The 22,607-nt window shown below is 43.4% G+C and carries 17 protein-coding genes; 6 read left to right on the top strand and 11 right to left on the bottom strand.

Annotated elements, in window-relative coordinates; translation table 11 throughout:
* The first annotated feature begins 32 nt into the window (after window positions 1-32).
* Window positions 33-1,082: an acyltransferase family protein gene (locus NBH01_RS01280; RefSeq protein WP_008767966.1), complete on the top strand. Its 1,050-nt coding sequence runs from the start codon at window positions 33-35 to the stop codon at window positions 1,080-1,082.
* A gap of 9 nt (window positions 1,083-1,091) precedes the next feature.
* On the top strand, window positions 1,092-2,267 hold the full coding sequence (locus NBH01_RS01275) for a DUF418 domain-containing protein (RefSeq protein ID WP_008767965.1): 1,176 nt from the start codon (window positions 1,092-1,094) through the stop codon (window positions 2,265-2,267).
* A gap of 305 nt (window positions 2,268-2,572) precedes the next feature.
* Here NBH01_RS01275 and NBH01_RS01270 read toward each other — a convergent pair whose 3' ends face one another.
* The 3 genes from NBH01_RS01270 to NBH01_RS01260 form a co-directional block, all read right to left on the bottom strand.
* Window positions 2,573-4,318 (bottom strand): phospho-sugar mutase, encoded by a 1,746-nt coding sequence (locus NBH01_RS01270; RefSeq protein ID WP_008767964.1) that lies wholly within the window; start codon window positions 4,316-4,318, stop codon window positions 2,573-2,575.
* A 132-nt stretch (window positions 4,319-4,450) separates the two neighbouring features.
* The gene (locus NBH01_RS01265) at window positions 4,451-6,088 is read right to left on the bottom strand and encodes a C69 family dipeptidase (RefSeq protein WP_008767963.1); all 1,638 of its coding nucleotides are present in this window, start codon (window positions 6,086-6,088) and stop codon (window positions 4,451-4,453) included.
* 20 nt (window positions 6,089-6,108) lie between these two features.
* A complete protein-coding gene (locus tag NBH01_RS01260) occupies window positions 6,109-7,761 on the bottom strand; it encodes a M23 family metallopeptidase (protein ID WP_008767962.1) in 1,653 nt (550 codons plus the stop codon).
* Window positions 7,762-7,959: 198 nt separating this feature from the next.
* Between NBH01_RS01260 and NBH01_RS01255 the strand changes: the two genes are divergently transcribed.
* The 4 genes from NBH01_RS01255 (at window position 7,960) to ald (ending at window position 16,524) form a co-directional block, all read left to right on the top strand.
* Window positions 7,960-10,590, top strand: coding sequence for a zinc-dependent metalloprotease (locus NBH01_RS01255; protein WP_011107854.1), 2,631 nt, complete (start codon window positions 7,960-7,962; stop codon window positions 10,588-10,590).
* 33 nt (window positions 10,591-10,623) lie between these two features.
* Complete coding sequence (locus tag NBH01_RS01250; protein ID WP_061473364.1) at window positions 10,624-13,968, top strand: SusC/RagA family TonB-linked outer membrane protein; 3,345 nt, start codon at window positions 10,624-10,626, stop codon at window positions 13,966-13,968.
* Window positions 13,969-13,983: 15 nt separating this feature from the next.
* Window positions 13,984-15,312, top strand: coding sequence for a RagB/SusD family nutrient uptake outer membrane protein (locus NBH01_RS01245; RefSeq protein ID WP_072066507.1), 1,329 nt, complete (start codon window positions 13,984-13,986; stop codon window positions 15,310-15,312).
* Window positions 15,313-15,417: 105 nt separating this feature from the next.
* Window positions 15,418-16,524 (top strand): alanine dehydrogenase, encoded by a 1,107-nt coding sequence (gene ald, locus NBH01_RS01240; RefSeq protein ID WP_225678854.1) that lies wholly within the window; start codon window positions 15,418-15,420, stop codon window positions 16,522-16,524.
* 84 nt (window positions 16,525-16,608) lie between these two features.
* Here ald and NBH01_RS01235 read toward each other — a convergent pair whose 3' ends face one another.
* The 8 genes from NBH01_RS01235 to NBH01_RS01200 all read right to left on the bottom strand — a co-directional run bounded on the left by NBH01_RS01235 (window position 16,609) and on the right by NBH01_RS01200 (window position 22,500).
* The gene (locus NBH01_RS01235; protein WP_008767957.1) at window positions 16,609-17,544 is read right to left on the bottom strand and encodes an NAD(P)H-dependent flavin oxidoreductase; all 936 of its coding nucleotides are present in this window, start codon (window positions 17,542-17,544) and stop codon (window positions 16,609-16,611) included.
* Window positions 17,545-17,617: 73 nt separating this feature from the next.
* The gene (locus NBH01_RS01230; RefSeq protein WP_162303197.1) at window positions 17,618-18,313 is read right to left on the bottom strand and encodes a DUF4858 domain-containing protein; all 696 of its coding nucleotides are present in this window, start codon (window positions 18,311-18,313) and stop codon (window positions 17,618-17,620) included.
* Between the two features lie 37 nt (window positions 18,314-18,350).
* Window positions 18,351-18,902, bottom strand: a complete 552-nt coding sequence (locus NBH01_RS01225; RefSeq protein WP_008762210.1) for a DUF4858 domain-containing protein — start codon at window positions 18,900-18,902, stop codon at window positions 18,351-18,353.
* Window positions 18,903-18,940: 38 nt separating this feature from the next.
* Entirely contained in the window at window positions 18,941-19,465 is a 525-nt protein-coding gene (locus tag NBH01_RS01220; RefSeq protein WP_008762209.1) for a DUF4943 family protein, read from the bottom strand.
* Window positions 19,466-19,476: 11 nt separating this feature from the next.
* Window positions 19,477-20,529, bottom strand: a complete 1,053-nt coding sequence (locus tag NBH01_RS01215; RefSeq protein ID WP_008762208.1) for a putative outer membrane beta-barrel protein — start codon at window positions 20,527-20,529, stop codon at window positions 19,477-19,479.
* Window positions 20,513-21,064 (bottom strand): RNA polymerase sigma factor, encoded by a 552-nt coding sequence (locus NBH01_RS01210; protein ID WP_032850560.1) that lies wholly within the window; start codon window positions 21,062-21,064, stop codon window positions 20,513-20,515. The genes NBH01_RS01215 and NBH01_RS01210 overlap by 17 nt, the downstream gene beginning before the upstream one ends.
* 202 nt (window positions 21,065-21,266) lie before the next feature.
* Entirely contained in the window at window positions 21,267-22,115 is an 849-nt protein-coding gene (nadC, locus tag NBH01_RS01205; protein WP_055221186.1) for a carboxylating nicotinate-nucleotide diphosphorylase, read from the bottom strand.
* Complete coding sequence (locus NBH01_RS01200) at window positions 22,108-22,500, bottom strand: DUF4783 domain-containing protein (protein ID WP_011107862.1); 393 nt, start codon at window positions 22,498-22,500, stop codon at window positions 22,108-22,110. Before NBH01_RS01200 ends, nadC begins: the two co-directional genes overlap by 8 nt.
* Window positions 22,501-22,607: the final 107 nt, after the last annotated feature.

Below are 22,607 nucleotides of genomic sequence, written 5' to 3'. Positions count from 1 at the left end.
AGCCGAATACAAAAAAGAAACAGATAAACGTCGTGATCAACACATTAACATCTTTACGAATATTCTTTGCCTTGATGGTATTCGGAGCACATTGCTATGTTCTGGATACAAGTTTCGATGCCCACTTCTTTAAAGAAGGATTTGTTGGAGTCAGTTTCTTTTTTGTCCTCAGCGGGTTTATTATTGCCTACAATTATCAGGAAAAACTGCTGACAAAAACGACTACTAAACGCACGTTCTGGGTAGCACGCATTGCCCGCATTTATCCCCTGCATCTACTTACACTATTAATAGCCGCATGTATAGGAGGATATGTTCAATATAGCGATACGACGGACTGGATCAAACACTTTGTCGCCTCTACCTTTCTGTTACAACCCTTCTTCCCCTCTGCCGATTATTTCTTCTCTTTCAACAGTCCTTCATGGAGTTTGGGGTGCGAACAGTTATTTTATTTCTGCTTTCCTTTCGTGATTCCTTTCTTAAACAGCAGGCGAAAACTATTGGTTATACTCTCAATCTGTCTTCCGGTCATGCTGGCAGGTATGTATCTGACTGCCGACGAACAAATCAAGGCATATTGGTATGTCAATCCCATCACCCGCCTGCCGGACTTTTTTGTGGGAGTATTACTTTATCAGATCTATCAGGCATTACATAATAAAAAGATTTCTTATTCCACGGGAACATTGTCAGAAGTAGCATCCGTCGCTTTATTTCTTCTTTTTTATCTTTGTGCCGCAGATATACCTAAAGTATACCGTTATTCTTGCTATTACTGGTTACCTGTTTCTCTGATGATACTGATCTTTGCCTTTCAGAAGGGAGGTATATCCCGGCTATTATCCAATCGGTTTCTGATAATAGGTGGAGAAATCAGCTATAGTTTCTACCTGATACATTTGTTTATTATACTCACATATACGAAAATGGCAGCGCTCTATCAATGGCAGGTGTCGTGGATGATCAGTGTTCCCCTTATTTTCGGTATCACCATTACACTTAGTTTACTTTCTTACTATTATTTCGAAAAGCCCGCCAATAAATGGGTAAAACGAATACTAACTAAAAAACAATCATAAATCAGCCCCATGGAATTATTAAAAAAGACACCACGAATTGAAGTGGTAGATGCCCTCAGAGGATTTGCAGTTATGGCCATCCTCTTGGTACACAATCTGGAACATTTCATTTTCCCTGTTTATCCGGAGAGTTCTCCCGAATGGCTTAGCGTTTTAGATGCCGGAGTGTTTAATGCAATATTCTCATTGTTTGCCGGAAAATCTTATGCCATATTCGCCTTGCTTTTCGGATTTACTTTCTATATCCAATCGCATAATCAGCAGTTGAAAGGAAAAGATTTCGGCTACCGTTTTTTATGGAGACTGGTTTTACTTGCCGGTTTTGCCACTCTTAACGCGGCTTTCTTTCCGGCTGGAGATGTTTTGCTTCTGTTTGTTGTTGTCGGTATCATACTATTTATTGTACGCAAATGGAGCGATAAGGCTATTTTAATCACCGCTATCTTATTCTCATTACAGCCTATTGAATGGTTCCATTATATAATGAGTCTGTTCAATCCTGCCTATACCCTGCCCGATCTGAATGTCGGAGCCATGTATAGCGAAGTGGCAGATTACACCAAAAACGGAACTTTTTGGGAATTCCTCATTGGCAATGTCACATTAGGACAGAAAGCGAGCTTGTTCTGGGCCATTGGTGCCGGACGTTTCTTACAGACTGCCGGACTTTTCCTGTTCGGTCTGTACATCGGACGCAAAGAACTGTTCGTCACTTCAGAGTCTCATCTGAAATTCTGGACCAAAGCACTGATCATTGCAGCTATCAGTTTCGCTCCGCTTTACTCTTTGAAAGAGCAGATCATGCAAAGTGACAGCAGCCTGATTCAACAGACCGTAGGGACAGCTTTCGATATGTGGCAGAAATTCGCATTCACCATTGTACTGATTGCCTCCTTCATCTTACTTTATCAGAAGGCTAAGTTCCAGAAAACCGTTTCCAACCTGCGCTTTTACGGAAAAATGAGTCTGACTAACTACATCACACAATCTATTATGGGAGCTATCATCTACTTCCCATTCGGATTTTATCTGGCTCCCTATTGCGGATATACGCTCAGTCTGATTATCGGAATCATTCTTTTCCTATTACAGGTACAGTTCTGTAAATGGTGGCTGTCGAAGCACAAACAAGGACCATTGGAAACCATCTGGCACAAATGGACTTGGTTGGGAGCTAAGAAATAATGAAGAAAGCAGGCCACGAAGTACACACAAACTACAAACGAACAACTTATGAAAATGAAACGTTACGTATCACTCTAAAGCATCAACAAAACCGTGTATCCCCGTAGCCTGCATGTTTAAATTGAGATGATTTAGATAGAACAAGATTTCCATAAGAAGGATTAGCAAGGGAACTTAAAGAATGCAAAGGAAATGAAAGACCGATGAAAAGGCGGTTACATAAAAGAAACGCCTCCATAATCTTCGAGACTATGGAGGCGTTATTTATTGTTTCTCTATTCTGAAATATCAGAAGAAGAACGGAATCAAATACCTAATGACTTCTTTACTGCTTCAATCTTTTCCATTGCAGCAGCATCAGCAGAAGCGAAACAGTTGCGACAACCCATTTCTCCTTGTACTTCCATATAGAATTTGATCTTCGGTTCTGTTCCCGACGGGCGAACTGAAACTTTGCTTCCGTCTTCAGTGAAGTACTGGAGCACATTAGATGTTTCCGGCATATCAAGGTCAGTCACCTTGCCTTCTGCATCTGTCTGTTTCAGCGTCTTATAGTCTTTGCTCAGGATCACCTTGGAGCCACCCAGTTCTTTCGGAGGATTAGCACGGAAGTTTTCCATCATAGCTTTGATTTCTTCAGCACCGCTCTTGCCCGGTTTCACTACGTTCACTGTGAATTCTTTGGAGAATCCATATTCTACATAGATATCCAGCAACAACTGGTACAATGACTTACCGTTATCTTTTGCCCAAGCAGCTACTTCTGCAATCAGACAGCAAGCTGATACGGCATCTTTATCACGTACGAAGTCTTCGGCAAGGAAACCGTAGCTCTCTTCACCACCACCGATATATTTCTTTTTGCCTTCACGCAGACGGATTTCACGTGCGATCCACTTGAATCCGGTGTAGCAGTCGAGCATTTCGATGTTATTCTTATCAGCAATCTTCTTGATAAGTTCGGTAGTAACGATAGTCTTCACACAGAACTCATTACCCTTGATCTTACCCAATTGTTTGTACTGAGTCAGAATATAGTAAAGATACATCATACAAGTCTGGTTACCGTTGATCAGTACCCATTCTCCCTTGTCGTCCTTGCAGGCGATACCTACACGGTCGGCATCCGGATCGGAAGCCATCACAAGATCGGCATCAATTTCTTTAGCCAGATTGACAGCCATAGAAAGCGCTTCGGCATTTTCCGGATTCGGAGATATTACTGTCGGGAAGTTACCGTCTTTGATCATCTGTTCGGGAACAGTAAATACATTTTCGAATCCCCACATCTTCAAAGCGCGCGGAATCAACATCATACCTGTACCGTGAATCGGAGTATAAACGATCTTCATATCCTTATGACGGGCGATAGCTTCCGGATCAATAGAAACTGTCTTCACCATATCGAGGTAAATCTTGTCAATATCTTCACCGATGATCTGAATCAGATCCGGGTTCCCCTTGAACTTGATATCAGCAGCGGAAGCGATATTATTCACTTCATCAATGATACCAGCATCGTGCGGAGCCAGTACTTGCGCACCATCATCCCAGTATGCTTTGTAACCGTTGTATTCTTTCGGATTGTGAGAAGCAGTCAGGATAATACCGCTCTGGCAACCGAGGTGACGGATTGCGAAAGACATCTCCGGAGTCGGACGCATATCATCAAACAGATATACTTTGATGCCATTAGCTGAGAAAATGTTGGCTGAAGTTTCAGCGAACAGACGGCTGTTGTTACGACAGTCGTGACCAACCACTACAGAAATCTGAGGCAGATCTTTGAAGTTCTTCTTCAGATAGTTGGAAAGGCCCTGTGTAGCAGCACCTACCGTATAGATATTCATGCGGTTGCTACCTACTCCCATGATACCACGCAAACCACCCGTTCCAAATTCAAGATCTTTGTAGAATGCTTCGATCAATTCGGTTTTATCTTCGTTCTCCAACATGCGTTTCACTTCAGCCTGAGTTTCGGCATCATAAGCCGGGGTCAGCCATTTTTCGGCTTTCTCAGTGACCTGCTTGATAAGTTCCTGATTTTCCATTTCGATTATTGTTTATTGGTTAATGATTATTTCTCTATTCTCTGTCAATCCTTGAATATATGCCAAGTCTTGAGCACACAAATGTAAAAGAATAAGTTTATAAATCCTAGTTATTTAATGAATAATTGACAACTATTTCACCAAATATCTCTCTCCTGTCTGCTTCACATATTCCTCCAGAAACTCCTTCGGATATCCCGGACGAATGACACCGGCAGGCTGTCCGATAGAATTCCGTTCAAATTGTCCGTCCTTCACGCGCTTCACTACTCCGTCGTTGTACTTCACAATCAGGAAAGTGCCCAGTTGCTTCCAAGTATCAAAAGTACTCTGGGCGGTCATATTAGTATAGTTAGTCAGGAAAGCGATTGCGGCATTCTTATCTTTTGCCAGCAATTTGGCAGCCATTTCTTCAATACCTTCCTGCGCATTATTAAAGGTCGTTTCCATCTCTTTCTGAGTTGCACGCACGTCACCGATCATCAGATCATAACGTGGATAGACCATATTAGACACCCAGTTGAAAATCCAGAAAGCGGAATTCCAGGAGAAAGTGATGTAATCTGCGCCATCTACACGTGTATAGCATAACGGAGCTTTCGTCGTACAGCAATAAACAGGAGTAAATACGGCCATATTCGCATCGTCCACTCCAAACCAAAGAACTCCGCCTATGGGGTCCGGCTTGTTGGCACGCATTTGTGCAACAAATACGAAGCCACTTTGTTGAGTCGAAATCGGACGTTCGTTAAAATACTCCTTATCACCTACCTTGAAATTCAGTGGAGAAAGGCGGTACGGGGTTTTATAAGGACCGGCACCGAAATCATTGGAAATATCAAGCGGTGTTCCTTCGTAGTGGTCACGCATCATATCTTTCACGTCCTGTACGGAAAGTTTACGGTTCGGCTTTACGAAAAGAGGCATCGGAGTATCTGTCTTTCCTTCGATATAAGGAAGATAGTCATTTCCATGGTCAGTATATTTATTGAAATAGCTCCACACACGGGCTTCGCAGAAGCGACGGGCACCGAAATCAAGGGGCGCATAAGCCTCAGCAAAGCTGAAATCCTTGTTCACTCCATTGAAGTAACCTTTCTCGCGAGCGAAGGAAATCACATCCGGAGAAGTGATACAGTTTTCTTTGTCGTTCATGTCAAACTGATGAATACGGGATTGATTGGCATGAGCCGAAATACAGTCATCCGGTACACGTACAGCCACCCAGACGGCACCACGTACCCCCGGCCCCTTACCGATCATTTCCATAATCCAGATTTCATTCGGATCGGCAATCGTAAACGATTCCCCTCCACTATAATAGCCATATTGCTGTACCAAATCAGTCATGATACGGATCGCCTCGCGAGCAGAACGTGAACGTTGCAATCCGATATAAATCAGACTTCCGTAGTCGATGATTCCGGTAGAATCTGCCAGTTCCGGACGTCCGCCGAAGGTGGTTTCACCGATAGTCACTTGAAATTCATTCATATTGCCAGTCACATTATAAGTCTGGCGTGCCTGTTCGATTTCGCCCAAATACTTACCCGTATCCCATTCATAGACTTTCAACATCGTCCCTTTGGGATATGTAGCAGCCGGATAATGATAAAGCTCACCAAACAGGCCATACGAGTCGGCCGAATAGGAAACAATAGTCGAACCGTCAGTCGAAGCATTTTTGCCGACAATCAGGTTCGTACAAGCGAAAGAATTCGCCAAAGCCGCCAAAAACAGGACAGCAGATAGAATGATTCTTTTCTTCATATATAATACATTTTAATAGTTTACCAAACAAAGGTTTCCTTCGAAACGGTCTGATTTCCACAAGCATCCGTGACAGTCATTTCTACGGTATGCTTGCCGCCTTTCTTCACATGTTTCGGGTCAAGCACACATTCCCAGTAAGACTTTACAATATTGGGACGACCGAAAAGTGCATATTCACCGTCAATCGTTCCCCGATAGGAAGCGATACCTGCTCCTTCATCTTTCAGCCGATAGACAATCTTTCCGTTTCGTCCCCACAAGTTCTTGTTAACAGGTATAATTTCCGGAGGAACAGTGTCCAAAGCAACCGTATATGTGCCCAGTTCACGAATAGATGCTTTCATAAATCCATCTTCGTACTTCCCTCCTACGCTGTATTTAGTCCCTTTAGGGGTCACTCGCGCCACGTAATATTTCGTAGTGTCCGCCACTGGTTTGCGCCGCAATCCGATTCGCAATTCACAGCTTGCATGTAGCGGGACCGGCTTATCATTCAACTGATAGGTAAATGCGACCGCTCCGCTATCCGCTTTTATCTGATATTGAAGAGGTACATTATCATATAGCATTCCCTTCGGAACAACCAGACTCAACCCCGGTTCCTGCAGATAATTCGTCTTATCCCAGGCAAAGAAGTATTTTTCCCGATGATTCAATGGTTCAATCGGCTGTTTCTTGCCACGTACCGTAAAGTGATAGCGGGAAGTATTGCCAAAAGCATCTTTCAATGTATATTGAAACTGATAATCCCGTTCTTCGTCAATCGTTACCAAACCACGGTTATCGTTCGAGGCTTTCAACAACCGTAATGTATTTCCGGGATCAATAAAGGATTTCATGTACTGCCCATACGTCCAGGAGTTTATCATTCGGTTTTCTTCCTGCGAAAAGCGGTCTACGGTGCTACGGAACACTTCTGTACCATCTACTGTAAGTACTACGGAATACACTCCATAATGATTATTTACCCCGTCCATGTAGTCATACGCTTTGATACCTGTGCCGATTACCCCCCATGCTTCCACCGGATGTTCACTGTTCGGCAGAATCGTTTTATTTTCCTGACTTCCACTGACCACTCCTTTGCCAAGCTGCGGAAAAAGCATGATTCCATCCGCTTTCGGGGCACGTGTATCTTTCAGATTCTTTTTAAAGAAAGGCATAGGATCGATATAGTCTCCCGTCTCCGTCTCGAACACATCCAGATGAAGATGCGGTCCGAATGAGTATCCGGTATTCCCACTCAACGCAATCCGCTGTCCGGCTTTCACCGGATATTCATCGGGTTCGGGGATGATTTCTACTTCCCAGTTCTCATTTTCATATTGAAGTTTCTTTACCCTTTCGGCAATAGGAGACAGAAAAGCGCTCAAATGGCGGTTGATAGTGGAATAGCCGTTGTGATAGCAGACGTCAAGCACATACCCCGAACCATTGGTAACACGTATACGTGAGATATACCCGTCAGCAAGTGCCCGAACCGGTTTGCCGATTGTTCCTCCCGTCTTAAAATCTAATCCGCCATGAAAGTGATTGGAACGAATTTCTCCGAAGTTTCCACTCAATGTAAGGGGAAAGTCGAAAGGTGGCACAAAGGCAGCCTGCTTTTTTTCCTGTGCATACCCCTCCACGCAACAGGCCAATAATAAAGCAGCAATATATCTTTTCATTATCTTCTTCACTTTTTTACTCCTGCAAATGTACATTATTCCAACTAGATTACGAAATATCCGGGAAGAATGATAGCAGATGAACCTAGTTAATAATTCCTTTTATTATTATATTCGCAACTAAACTGTAATCATTATATTATTAATATTATTACTTTTGCGGCTGTTTTTAATAATAATTAAAAGTAAAAGGACTTAATGAGAATGTATGTAAAGGTAATGGCAGCGGTCATTGCATGTATATTGCTGAGTGGAGAAGCGTACTCAGCACTTGCAACTACCCCTGCTACAGAAAATCTGAGTTGGTTCAAAAAGAAAAAGAAAAAAAATTCAGAAGAAGAGAGAGTAAAAAGCGACTACGAGAAATTAGTGGAAGGCAGCAGTGTTAAAAAAGGGATGTTTGCCGTTTATCAAAAAAAGAACGATTATTATTTTGAGGTTCCCACATCATTGCTAGGGCGCGATTTACTTGTTGTCAACAAGTTACAACGAGTACCGGCTGAATTGAACGATGCTGGAGTAAACCGGGGTGTAAATTATGAAAATCAAATGATTTGCATGGAATGGGACAAAGCAACCGGGAAACTGATGTTCCGCCAACAACGCCCGTTACCTCTGGCTCCTCAGACGGATGCTATTTTCCGTTCGGTTAAGGACAATTTTATATCACCGCTTATTGCCGCATTCAAGATAGAGGCTGTCAATCAGGACTCTACAGCATTGGTGATCAAGATCAACGACATCTATGACGGTACGGAAACCAGCATTAATAATGTATTTACCAATATCAATCTGGGAACATCGGCTATTAAAAATCTATCACGTATCTTATCCGTGAAATCCTTTCCGAACAATGTAGTTGCCACTTCCGAGCTAACTACTAAAGTGACGGAAGGAACAACAAGCGTATATGTAACGGTAGAAGTCAGTTCTTCTATCCTTCTGCTACCTGAAACTCCAATGATGGGACGTTTTGATAATCAGAAAATAGGTTATTTCACCAATCCGCTATTGAGTTTCAGCGATGCACAGCAAAGAACGGATAAAAAGCAGTTTATCACCCGTTGGCGTATGGAACCCAAACCGGAAGACCGGGAGGCTTACCTGAAAGGAAAGGTGGTAGAACCCGCCAAACCAATCGTATTCTATATTGACAATTCCACACCTTATCAATGGCGCAAATATATAAAAAGAGGTATTGAAGACTGGCAGATCGCTTTTGAAAAAGCCGGATTCAAGAATGCAATCATCGCCATTGAAGTTACCGATAGTATGGAAATAGATATGGATGACGTGAACTATTCCGTACTGACCTACGCAGCTTCGGAAAAGAAGAATGCGATGGGACCTTCTTTGTTAGACCCCCGTTCCGGAGAGATTCTGGAAGCAGACATCATGTGGTGGCACAATGTGCTCTCTATGGTAAGCGAATGGATTACAGTACAGACCGGAACTGTTTGCCCGGAAGCACGCAGCGTGCAGTTGCCGGATTCACTATTGGGCGATGCTATCCGCTTTGTTGCCTGCCACGAGGTAGGGCACTCTTTGGGATTGCGTCACAACATGATGGGATCGGCAGCGTTCCCAACTGATTCCTTACGTTCCGCAACGTTCACTTCCCGATTAAATTCCACCGCTTCTTCTATTATGGACTATGCCCGCTTCAACTACATAGCCCAACCGGGAGATGGCGTGAAGGTTCTTTCCCCGCATATCGGTCCTTACGATATCTTTGCCATCGAATATGGATATCGCTGGTACGGAAAAAATAGTCCGGAAGAAGAAAAAGATATCTTATTTGATTTCCTGAGCAAGCATACCGACCGTCTTTATAAATATAGTGAAGCACAGGATGTACGTGATGCCGTTGATCCACGTGCACAGAATGAAGATTTAGGCGATGATCCTGTCCGTTCTTCCTTACTTGGCATTGACAACCTGAAACGCATCGTTCCGCAAATCCTTCAATGGACTACTACCGGAGAAAAAGGGCAGACTTACGAAGAAGCCTCACGCCTCTATTACGCAATTATCAATCAATGGAACAACTATCTGTATCACGTACTGGCCAACATTGGTGGCATCTATATCGAAAATACAGTCATAGGAGATGGTGTCCAGACCTACACATTCGTTGAGAAAGAGAAGCAACAGGCTTCCTTGAAGTTTCTGACAGATGAAGTACTGACTTATCCTAAATGGTTGTTCGATACGGAAGTAGGAAAATATACCTATTTGCTCCGTAACACCCCGGTTGGACAACAAGAAAACGCCCCGACGCAGATACTAAAGAATGCACAAGCCTACATCCTTTGGGACTTGCTTGGCAACACCCGTCTGATGCGTATGATTGAAAATGAATCAGTCAATGGAAAAAAAGCGTTTACCGTAGTGGAACTAATGGACGGACTCCACAAGAATATTTTCGGCATTACCGAACGAGGAGGTATTCCCAATGTGATGGAACGCTCTTTGCAAAAAAACTTTCTGGATGCATTACTCACAGCTGCCGCAGAGCCCGAAGCTGTGAAAATCAATAAAAAGATTGCAGACGATCATTTCTTGCTCGATCATGCCACTCCTTTCTGTAGCTGCTATGCGGCCGAACAACGTTCGCTCCGACAAGAAGATAAAATGGGAGCTCACCGAGTTCTCAACTTCTACGGCAGCCAACTGAATCGTATCTCGGATGCAATATCCGTAAAACGCGGAGAGTTACTGCGGATTAAGAAATTATTGCAGAGCCGCCTCGGAACGTCTGATACAGCAACACGTTATCATTACGAAGATATGATTTTACGTATCAATACAGCTTTAGGTATTAAATAATTCGATTCAATCACTTACGTTTATTTGCAATTAATGAATAAAAAACATCTTTGCATTATTATATGCTTCCTTGTTAACGCACTGGCAATGGCCAGTGCGGCTAATCGTACTATCACCGGGGTAGTAATCTCTGGTGAAGATAACGAACCGTTGATTGGTGCTTCGGTCTACGTTCATACGGATGAACTGAAAAAGGCAGGAGCATCCCAGACATCGCTAGGTACTATTACAGATATCGATGGTAAATTCTCTCTTTCCGTTCCGGATAAAGTAACCCGTATTCATTGTAGCTACATCGGATTTGAAGAACAAGTTATAGTTCTTCAGAGCGACAAAAAAAGCTACCGAATCGTACTTCAAACTTCAGCACATACATTGGGAGATGTAGTTGTAACAGGATATCAAACCCTAGAACGTAGAAAATTAACAGCTGCGATCTCTAAAGTTGAAGTTTCGGATGCTATGGTAGGTGCTGCAAAAAGTATTGACCAGGCGCTGACAGGACAAATTGCCGGTGTATCCGTGACAAACACTTCCGGTGCACCAGGATCACCTGCCAAAATTCGTATTCGTGGTACTGCATCAATGAACGGAACACAAGACCCATTGTGGGTATTGGATGGAATTCCTCTGGAAGGAACAGATATTCCCAAAATGGACAATAAATCTTCTGACAATGATATTGTCAACATCGGTCAATCATCTATCGCCGGATTAAGTCCAAACGATATCGAAAGCATTACCATACTGAAAGATGCAGCAGCAACCGCCATTTATGGTGCTCGCGCTGCTAATGGTGTAATTGTAGTTACTACAAAAAGAGGTAGAACAGGAAAGCCTGTTGTCAATTTTAATACTAAATTAACCTATACTCCTAATTTGGAAACCTCCCGCCTTAATCTCCTAAATTCTGAGGAAAAAGTAAACTTGGAACTTCAAATGATGAAAGAAGCACCTTTCAATAAATGGGGATTTTATCCGATACCTGTATATTCAGAAAAAGGAGGAGTAGCCGCTATATTAAAACAATACAATCTAATGGATATTTATCGGGAGAAAGGCTGGGAAGGGCTTACTTCTGAAGCTCAAAACGCAATCAACCGTTTAAAAAGTATTAATACTGATTGGAATGATATACTATTCAGAGATGCCATTACTCAAGAATATAATATCAGCATTTCCGGAGGTAGCGAAAAGGTGACTTATTATAACTCCCTTGGCTACACTCTCGAAAACGGGAATATTCCGGGAGTAAGCTTAAGTCGTTTTAATCTGACGAGCAAAACCTCTTATCAGATCAATAAATTACTGAAAGTAGGTGTTTCTATTTTTGCAAATAGACGTAAAAACACCACCTTTCTGACAGATACCTATGGGCTTACTAATCCTGTCTATTATTCCCGTATTGCCAATCCTTATTTCGAACCATTCGACAATAATAACAATTACTTGTATGATTATGATGTCGTAACAGGTAGCATGCCCGATCTTTTACAAGGATATAATATTCTGGAAGAACGTGAAAATACCAGTAATAAATCAATTACTACCGCTATTAATAGTATTTTCGATATAGAACTTCGCTTTAACGACCAATGGAAAGTTACTTCACAAGTCGGTGTACAATGGGATCAACTATCCCGGGAAGAATATGCCGGTACTAACAGTTTCAATCTGCGTAACCAACGTGAAAACTCTGCATATTACAAAGGAAACGACCGTATATATCTCATACCGGAAGGCGGGATGCTCAAATCGACCAATTCTACGACTTCCCAAATTACATGGAAAGTTCAGGGCGAATACAAGAACACATTCAATGACATCCACAACATACAAATAATGGCGGGATCAGAAATCCGTAAAAATTGGTACGAGAATCAAGCATCTACCGGATATGGATATGACCCCAAAACATTAACGTTCAAAAACCTGGAATTCAGAGATTCCAAACAAGCCAATGAATGGAAACTAAAGACTAAAAGTTTTAAGGAAAATGCTTTTGCGTCTTTCTACGCCAATGGTTCTTACACACTGATGGATCGCTACACTCTGGGAGGTAGCGTCCGCATGGATGGCTCCGATCTCTTCGGTGTAGATAAAAAATATCGTTATTTACCTATTTACTCAGTCAGTGGACTGTGGCGTATCTCAAACGAACCGTTAATTAATCAGTTCAAATGGATTGATAACCTTGCTCTCCGTTTGTCTTATGGTTTACAAGGGAACATTGACAAAAACACTTCACCCTTTATCGTTGGTACTTATGGAAATATAAGTATCTTGCCCGGTTCAAATGAAGAGAGCATCACTATCAATAGTGCTCCGAACAGTAAATTACGCTGGGAAAAAACAGCCTCTTATAATACCGGAATAGATTTCTCTGTATTTAATCAGGCTATCAACCTAAGTGTAGACTATTATTACAGAAAAGGCACCGATCTCATTGGTAACAAAATGCTACCATTGGAAAATGGATTTACCAGTATGGCTGTCAACTGGGCAAGTATGAAGAATCAAGGTATCGAAATAAACTTGCAAACACGTAACATTGCAACTAAAGATTTCTCATGGTATACTTCATTTAACTTTGCATACAACCAAAATAAGGTTTTGAAAGTGATGACTGAAAAGGATCAAGTAACTCCAAGTCTGGAAGGGTATCCGGTTGGCGCTATTTTCACCCTAAAAACCAAAGGGATAAAATCAGAGACAGGACAGATATACATTGAAAATAAAGATGGAGAAGCTGTCACTATTGAGGAACTATTCCAAATGGCAGACAAAGGAAATTTAGACGGAGAATACAGCATTGGCGTAGATAAAGAAACAGAGAGAGGTTTTTATAGTTATGCCGGAACGTCCGATGCTCCCTACACCGGAGGATTCATGAATACATTTAATTACCGTAACTGGGAACTGAACTTAAATTTCTCTTATAACTTAGGTGCACATGTAAAAACAGATCCTACTTATTACATAGCAGATCCCGATCCGGGACGCAATATGAATAGGGATATATTAGATAGATGGACACCAGAAAATAAAAATGGAAAGTTTCCTGCATTAACTAGCCTAAATACTAATCCGGCTGACTATTATTTATTCAGCACTCGGAGAGATCTCTACAAATCGCTGGATATATGGGTCAAAAAGTTAAGTTACATACGTTTACAGAACATACGCCTGGCCTATCATTTTCCTTCCGAGTGGCTGCATAAACTAAACATCGGTGGAGCAACTGTAGGTTTGGAAGCACGAAATCTCTTTGTTTTTGGTTCCAGTTACAAAAACTACATGGATCCGGAGTCAATGAGCAATCTTTATTCAACACCTGTTCCTAAATCAGTTACTTTCAATCTAAGTCTTAACTTTTAAACAAGAAAAATATATATGATCAAAAAAATATATTTCATAATGGTTGTCATAGGAAGCATCCTGCTATCTTCATGTGACAGCTACCTGGATATTCAACCTGTAGGACAAGTAATCCCTACTACACTAACAGAATATCGTGCTTTACTGACTACCGCTTACGGACTAAAACTCATCGACAAATCCGTCACTGAATTTCGCACAGACATAGCTATGGTAACAGATAACAGTAATTCTCAAAATTTCTACTCAGAGATTGAAAAGTGGAATGATATGAGTCCCAAAGATGGAACCCGGGAATTTGGCTGGGCAGTATATTATAGTGTGATTTATTATGCAAATGCTATAATAGCAAATAAAGATAATATAAAAGAAGGCAGTCAGGAAGACATTGATCAACTCGTTGGAGAAGCTTATTTATTAAGAGGTTACATGCACTTTATTCTTGCTAACCTATATGGACAACCTTATACTAAAGAGGGAGCACCAGAGACCAAATCCATTCCCATAAAATGGGACCTTGATCTAGAAGTGGTACTGCCACGAAACACCGTAAAAGAGGTCTATACTGCTATTCTATCCGACATAGAATCGGCCCGCGGCTTAATGCATCAAAAAGAATGGGAAGCCGTATATGCTTACCGCTTCTCCACCCTATCTGTGGATGCAATGGAATCACGTGTACGCCTGTACATGGGAAACTGGAAAGAAGCCTATGATGCGGCAGAACGCATATTAGTTCAAAAATCCACATTAGAAGACCTCAATGATCCGGAAGCCAAACTTCCCAATAATTATACATCAGCAGAAATGATTACTGCTTATGAGTTTTTCAATGATGACGTTACTTCAGCATCCATATTGATACCTGCGTTCATGGAAAAATATGATGCTAATAAGGATCTCCGCCGGAACAAATACTATAGTTTAAGTGGAGATAAGTACATCTCGAAAAAAAGCGGAAAAGCAGAGCATAACTGTACTTTCCGTACAGGAGAAATTTATTTAAACGCTGCCGAAGCAGCTGCACAAATGAATAAATTGCCCGAAGCTCGTACCCGCCTGCTACAATTGATGGAAAAGCGATACACTCCGGAAGGTTATGCAGAAAAGAAAAAAGCTGTGGACGCTATGAATCAAGTAGATTTAATTAAAGAAATTCTGGAAGAACGGGCTCTTGAACTTGCTTTCGAAGGTCATCGTTGGTTCGATCTACGTCGTACCACCCGTCCACGAATTGAAAAAGTGTTGAACGGACAAGCTTATCTATTAGAACAAGATGATTCACGTTATACACTACGCATTCCACAAAGTGCTATTGCTGCAAATCCGGGTTTATTAAATTGACCGAATTATATATAAGCATTCTGCTCTTAAACATCCCCTTGCGAATAACAACGTAAGGGGATTTTTCGTACATTGGTCCATGTTAAACCTTTAATATATAACAATATGATCATCGGAGTACCCAAAGAAATCAAGAACAACGAGAACCGGGTAGGCATGACACCTTCCGGAGTTGCCGAAGTTGTGAAGCAAGGTCACCAAGTATATATCCAGCATACGGCAGGTATCAATAGTGGTTTTCCGGATGAAGCATATCTGTCCGTCGGTGCACAGGTGCTTCCGACAATAGAAGATGTCTATGCCACAGCAGATATGATTGTAAAGGTTAAAGAGCCTATCGCGCCCGAATACCATCTGATCAGAAAAGAACAGTTATTGTTCACTTACTTCCATTTTGCTTCCGATAAGGAACTGACTCTTGCCATGATTGACAATAAGTCGATCTGTCTGGCATACGAAACCGTAGAAAAGGAAGACCATTCATTACCCCTGCTTATCCCTATGAGTGAGGTAGCCGGACGCATGTCCATTCAGGAAGGAGTACGCTTTTTGGAAAAGCCGCAAGGAGGAAAAGGTATCCTTCTGGGAGGAGTCCCCGGTGTGAAGCCTGCCAAAGTATTGATTCTCGGAGGCGGTATTGTCGGAAGTAATGCAGCGCAGATGGCTGCGGGAATGGGTGCGGATGTTACAGTTGCAGATATTAATCTGTCACGCCTGCGCTATCTCAGCGAGACATTACCGAAAAATGTCAAGACGCTGTACGCATCCGAATTAAGGATAAAAAAGGAATTGCCGGATGTTGATCTGGTCATCGGTTCCGTGCTGATTCCGGGGGATAAAGCGCCTCATCTGATTACCCGAAATATGCTTGCAATGATGCAGCCCGGTACGGTACTTGTGGATGTAGCAATAGATCAGGGAGGATGTTTCGAAACGTCACACCCCACGACCCACAGTGCGCCTACCTATGTGATAGACGGTATCGTTCATTATGCCGTAGCCAATATTCCGGGAGCTGTACCTTATACTTCTACGCTGGCTTTGACCAATGCTACTCTCCCTTATGTCATTGCTTTAGCAAATAAAGGATGGAAAAAAGCTTGTAAAGATGACCCGGCACTAGCACTCGGCTTGAATGTAGTGGAAGGAAAAGTGGTATATAAAGCAGTAGCGGATGTATTCGATCTAAAATATGAAAATATAAACCTATAAATTGATTAAGCAGCCAACTTTCTGAAGTAGTAAAGTTCTGAAGTAGTCAGGTTTTCCAAACCCGCTACTTCGGAACTTGTTTTTTTACCAATATTTCTTCTCCGCTGCCCGCTGCATAGCCTCCACCAATTCATTCATGACTTCCGCTACTGACTGCTGACGGGAAACAATAGCCGACACCTGCCCTATCTCCAGTTCGCCTTCTTCCAGATCCCCTTCAAAGATACCTTTCTTCGCACGACCTCTCCCAAGAAGAGTCCGCAATTCTTCGGCAGAAGCACCGCCATCCTCAGCCCTCTCCACAGCATCCCGGAAATTATTCCGCACTAAACGTGTCGGAGCCAGTTTCTTCAATAATAATTTAGTATCTCCTTCTCCCAAACCCAGACAATATTCTTTGAAGACCGGGCTGGCTGAACTTTCATCCGTCAACGCAAAGCGAGTACCGATTTGTACCCCTTCTGCTCCCAGCACCATGGCAGCAAAGATACCTTCTCCCGTACCGATACCTCCTGCAGCGATCAAAGGCAAAGTGGTCGCATTGCGTACCGCAGGAATCAAGCAGAAAGTGGTAGTTTCCTCACGCCCGTTATGTCCGCCGGCTTCGAAACCTTCAGCGACTACCGCATCTACTCCCGCCTCTTCACACTTCATCGCGAAACGGGAAGAGGAAACGACATGAGCCACGATAATACCACGTTCGTGTAGCCATCCGGTCCATGCTTTAGGATTTCCGGCAGAAGTGAAAACGATCTTGACGCCCTCTTCGGCAACAATCGCCATGATTTCTTCAATCTGAGGATACATCAAGGGAATATTGACTCCAAAGGGACGGTCTGTAGCCGCACGGCATTTCCGGATATGTTCACGAAGAGTCTCCGGATGCATAGAGCCTGCGCCAAGCAGTCCCAATCCTCCCGCATTACTTACTGCGGAAGCCAGACGCCATCCGCTACACCACACCATGCCACCTTGAATAATAGGATACTGAATACCGAAAAGAGAAGTAATTCTGTTCATAAATTAATCGTTTTTCAATGTGCTAATCTGATAACATGAAACATGAGACATGTCCATATTTAATAAAACAGTTTCAGCGGGCAATCTGTTCAATGGGGCGATTGATCAGTACAGTCGTCGAATCGCCATAGGTTCTCAACACTTCCAACGTACGCTCCCGACGTTCTTTTCCTTTTTTATCCCAGAAGTTTTTGGTAAAAACCGCCATCAGATCAAGTCCTCCGATAGTTCCTCCATTGATGTACACGCCGCTGCCTCCAAACAAAGGAATCGGGCTATCCATCACTACCGAATTAACCATCATTCCATTCGCCCGTTCGCTCAACTGACGGAAACGTACCCCGCTCGCCCGTATCTCCTCCAATGATTTGCGGACTCCTCCCGCCATCGGATTATGCGCCCAGTTGCTGTACGACCTTTGATGACGCATTTCGTAATGCGGATCTCCACGCCAGGTATTCTTATCCATTCTTATTTTCTTCTGAAAAACGGGGTCCCAATTATAAGGAGTATTTGCCTTATAGGGCATCAGACTCAATACCACTTTCGGTTTAGGCAATGCTTCGGGAAGCGACTCATCGGGCAGCATCCACTTCTTTTCCACCGACATGCGGGGAGTACCGACAGCGCTGCCGAAATCAATCTGCCTGACTGCATCCTGATTCAAATTCAGCTCCTGATCACTGTCCAGCAACTTTCTCAGACGCAAGGAATCCTCCTTCGTCCATTCCTGCGCATGTACCAGCAAAGCTGTCAAGCACAGTGTCATAGCTGTTATCAAACGTTTTATCAATTCACTCATCTTTCTACCTCTGTTTTCTATATTCCTCAAGTACCCCCATCGTACGTGTGCGCATTCGTTTCTTCCTGAACTGCCAGAACTCTCTCGTAAAGACCTGCAGTAAATCCAAACCGCTAAACGTACCTCCGTTCACTCTTACTCCATTCCCTAAAGATATTCCTTCGGGGGGAGGGAGCTTAAACTCCATCGCAATTTTCAATGTATCCAATGGCAAGTGAGCATAAACAGGCTTGTACACTTCAAGCATTTGAAGAGGAAGTTTCCCACCTGTTATCCTCCGTTTATCGTACAAAGTATCCGATTCGACCACAGCAGAAGGAGAAATCACACGCGGAAGCGACTCATCAAAACGCATCCATCGTTTCTCCTCATACACACGCGGATTGGCTGCTCCTGCATTCAAATCAATCTGTCTGACGGCTTCCTTATTCAGCTTCAGCTCTTCGCCCTCCTTCAGTGATTTCTTCAATCGCAGAGAATCTTCCTTCGTCCATTGGGCATAGCACGCCCCTGTCAGCAGTACAAAGACTGCTGATACAAATAAACGTTGCCTCATGTTTTTTAGTTTTTATGCCCCGAAGGATTTTTCTTTTTTTACCACCATCGGTATCCTGAGCCACAAAGCGGCTCGTCATAGCACGGATCAATCGTCCAGGTCGTCTTCGGATATTTCCGCCCTTCCCACCATCGACGATAGCAGGCTGCCGCGTCGAGCACTTCGTCGTCGGTCAGGAAATAGATGGCTTCGTAATTTTCGGCATTCGCCAGTACCATCCTGCAACCTAACGACGGGGCTGTTCCCTGACGGATCGATTCTATCACCCAAAGCATACATTCACCTAAACGGATTTTACCGTTATTCGTATTGTAGACTGACGGGAAAGAAGGAATAATAGTCAGATCTTCCGCATATTTCAATAGTTCGGGAATGTCCTCTTCAGTGAAATGAGGAACTTCCACGACCCCTTTTTCATTCTTCATATTATAGGTACCCGCTTTCAGCTGTTTCACAAAAACGGTTACATCGGGATTCTCATAGTCCATTTCTTCGCTGCTGCATCCCACCAGGGATACCATCAGGCTAACAGCCATCCACAGCATCATAAGTGTTTTTTTCATTTTCATAAGGATTAATACGTCATGCGAAGTCCGCAAAGTAAATTAAAATTAGTCGGCCGTTTCGTGCGTACCGTAGCCAGTTTCGAATCCGTCTTGAAATGATGGGAAACACCCGGCTCGGCAAAAACCGCCAATCGGTCATTAATTTTGTAAGTGATTCCGATACCGGCAGTAACTGCCAGTTGGATAGGTTCTTCTTTAAAACTGTTGTCCGGCGCACCGGCTATACATTTGTCCGCCACTCCGCCTACCGTAGCGTAGAGGTCGATTTTCTTTGTATCCATCAAGGTAATATTCGCTTTCAACGGGATGCCCAGATAATGCAGGTGCTGTCCTTCCGAGCGCAGATTCGAATAAAGCAGTCCGGTCTCTATTCCGAGATAGTCATTCAGTTTCCTCTCTACAGTGACTCCTGCGGAGATCGGCATCTTGTAGGCACCGTCCTCTGCCGGAAGTGCCGTCCCCATCTGCGCTTTCAGAGCCCAGCGATGTTTTTTTACGTTTTCCACCGGAGCAGGTGTACCGGTAGTATATTTTTCTTCTTGTGCGGCGGATGGTTCTGTGTTACCATTATTCGCCTGCCAATAACCGTTGCGACCTTGGTTGCCATATCGGTTGCCATTTCCCGTGGTGGTAGTTGCCGAGAAAGAGAAAGACATGGAGAAGGAAATGGAAACCGAGTCTCCCTCTTCCGGATACTGCGATAATAATCCAAATGATTTAGGTGCCGGTTTCGGCAATACAGGTTCCATTGCCGTCGGCAACTGATTAGCGCGTACACCATCTCCATCCATTCTTCCGCTGTTCGCCACCACGATTTTGGTAAACGCCTCCTCCATCTCTTCTTTCGGAGAGAGATACCAGAAAGTAGCTGAGGATGCAGCCAATACCAGCAACACAGATGCTGCCGCTGCCACACGGAAGAATATCAACCGACGGCGATGCTGGCAAGCCACAGGGATATCCTGCGAAAGCTCTTCCCAAAAGCCATCCCGAACAGTCATCCCGGCATCAGCGAGACGAGTGCGAAACAGATCGGTTATTTCATCATTTTCTTTCTTCATGATTTCTATATTCTTTTATTCTTTTTGCTAACAAATACTTGGCTCTGTGTAACTGCGAAGTAGACGAATGTTCTTTAATGTGAAGCATCCCGGCTATCTCCTTGTGCGATTTCTCTTCAAACACATAAAGGTTGAAAACGGTTCGGCAACCATCCGGCAATTCGGCGACAAACGCCATTAATTGTTCTTCGGAGATCCCTGCTCCTCCTCCCGACGACGAAATATCCGGTATGTCGGGAAGCTGCTCTTCATGCACTACCAACTGATTGACTCGTTTCTCCCGTCTCAGATAGTCCAGTGACTGTGTCACCATCACCCGTGTGATCCACGTACAAAGCGAGGATTCACCCCGGAACGAGAAGTTGGTAAAAATCTTGATGAAACCGTCATGCAGTACATCGTGCGCCGCATCCATATCGCCCGTATAGCGGTAGCATACCGCCAACATTTGTTTGGCATAGAGGGTGTAAAGTTCCTTTCGGGCTGAATCCTGTCCTGCCCGACAGCCCTTTATCAGTTCTATCTCGTTTTCCAATGCCAATTGTCTTTTTTAAATCGAACGTATGTCTGCGCCGTTTTTATCCTTTAGACGCAAGTATTTGAGGAATGCTGCAAAGAGTTTTGCTAAAAGAAGTTAAAGAAATGATGATTCGTAAATAATAAACGGTGAACAGCTGCAGCACGATAGCAACAGCACTGTTCACCGTTTATTTATTATCAGTTCATCACTTATAGATTCAGCATGCTTTGAAACTCATGTCAAGTCCTTTCACCGAATGAGTCAGAGCTCCTACAGAGATAAAGTCTACGCCACATTCGGCATAGTCGCGAAGGGTATCGAAAGTGATACCGCCGGAAGATTCTGTTTCGTATTTGCCGGCTACCATATCGACTGCCTTCTTAGTCATTTCGGGTGTAAAGTTGTCGAACATGATGCGGTCTACGCCACCCAAGTCAAGCACTTGCTGCAATTCGTCGAAGTTGCGTACTTCGATTTCAATCTTCAGGTCCTTGCCCTTTTCCTTGCAGTAATCCTTGGCACGGTTGATCGCTTTGTCGATGCCTCCAGCAAAATCCACGTGATTGTCTTTCAGCAGAATCATGTCGAACAGACCGATACGATGGTTTACACCGCCACCGATTTTGACTGCCATCTTTTCGAGGATACGCATTCCCGGAGTTGTCTTGCGGGTATCCAGCACGCGGGTGTGAGTGCCTTCCAGTACCTTTGCATACTTGCGGGTCATGGTTGCGATACCGCTCATACGCTGCATGACGTTCAGCATCAGGCGTTCGGTCTGGAGCAAGGATTGTACTTTTCCTTCTACGATCATAGCTACGTCGCCCGGTTTCACTTCAGTACCGTCATTGATAAACACTTCCACTTTCATGGAGGGGTCGAAACGGTTGAAGATTTCTTTGGCAACTTCGATTCCGGCCAGTACACCGGCTTCTTTGATCAGTAGTTTTGATTTTCCCATTGCAGTAGCGGGAATACACGAAAGGGTGGTATGGTCACCATCACCTATATCTTCTGCAAAAGCAAGATCGATCAGTTTGTCGATCAGTTCTTTTTCCTTATTCATTGATCTTGTCAATTCTTATTTGGTGTATTAAATATTGAGTCTGCACTTTTTTCAGGAAGCAGTTCACACGGAATTTCCCTTTTGTAGTCGTCAGCGTACCTATGACAAAACTGGATTCATCCCGTTTTCCCTGATGATTCACGTCAAATGCGTTGACCTTGTTTTCCGTGAAAAACTCTTGCATCATTGCTGTTGCTTTCTTCTTGTCAACGTTTGCCGAGCTGCCTTGGAGAACAAGGTTTACCTTGTCTCCCATATACTTACTCAGTTCCTGCGAGCTTCCCCGCTTAAATGCCGTAATCACTCCTGCCGGTATCTCCTGCGCCATCAGCAATGAGACAGAAAGAAGCAAAGAGGCCATTCCTAAAAGCACTCGTTTCTTCATAAATCCAAGCTTTTGGGTTGAAGTTTAAAGGCTTAAACTTTCAACTAATGATAGGCAAAGGTAAGCATTAATTGCAGAATAACATAAAAAATGCCTATTTTTGTGCT

It is taken from the genome of Bacteroides sp. B1-V-101 (assembly GCF_023656585.1).
In the GTDB taxonomy this organism is placed as follows: domain Bacteria; phylum Bacteroidota; class Bacteroidia; order Bacteroidales; family Bacteroidaceae; genus Bacteroides; species Bacteroides thetaiotaomicron.
Note: the sequence above shows the minus strand (reverse complement) of the source record. Positions and strands in the feature narration are given on the sequence as shown.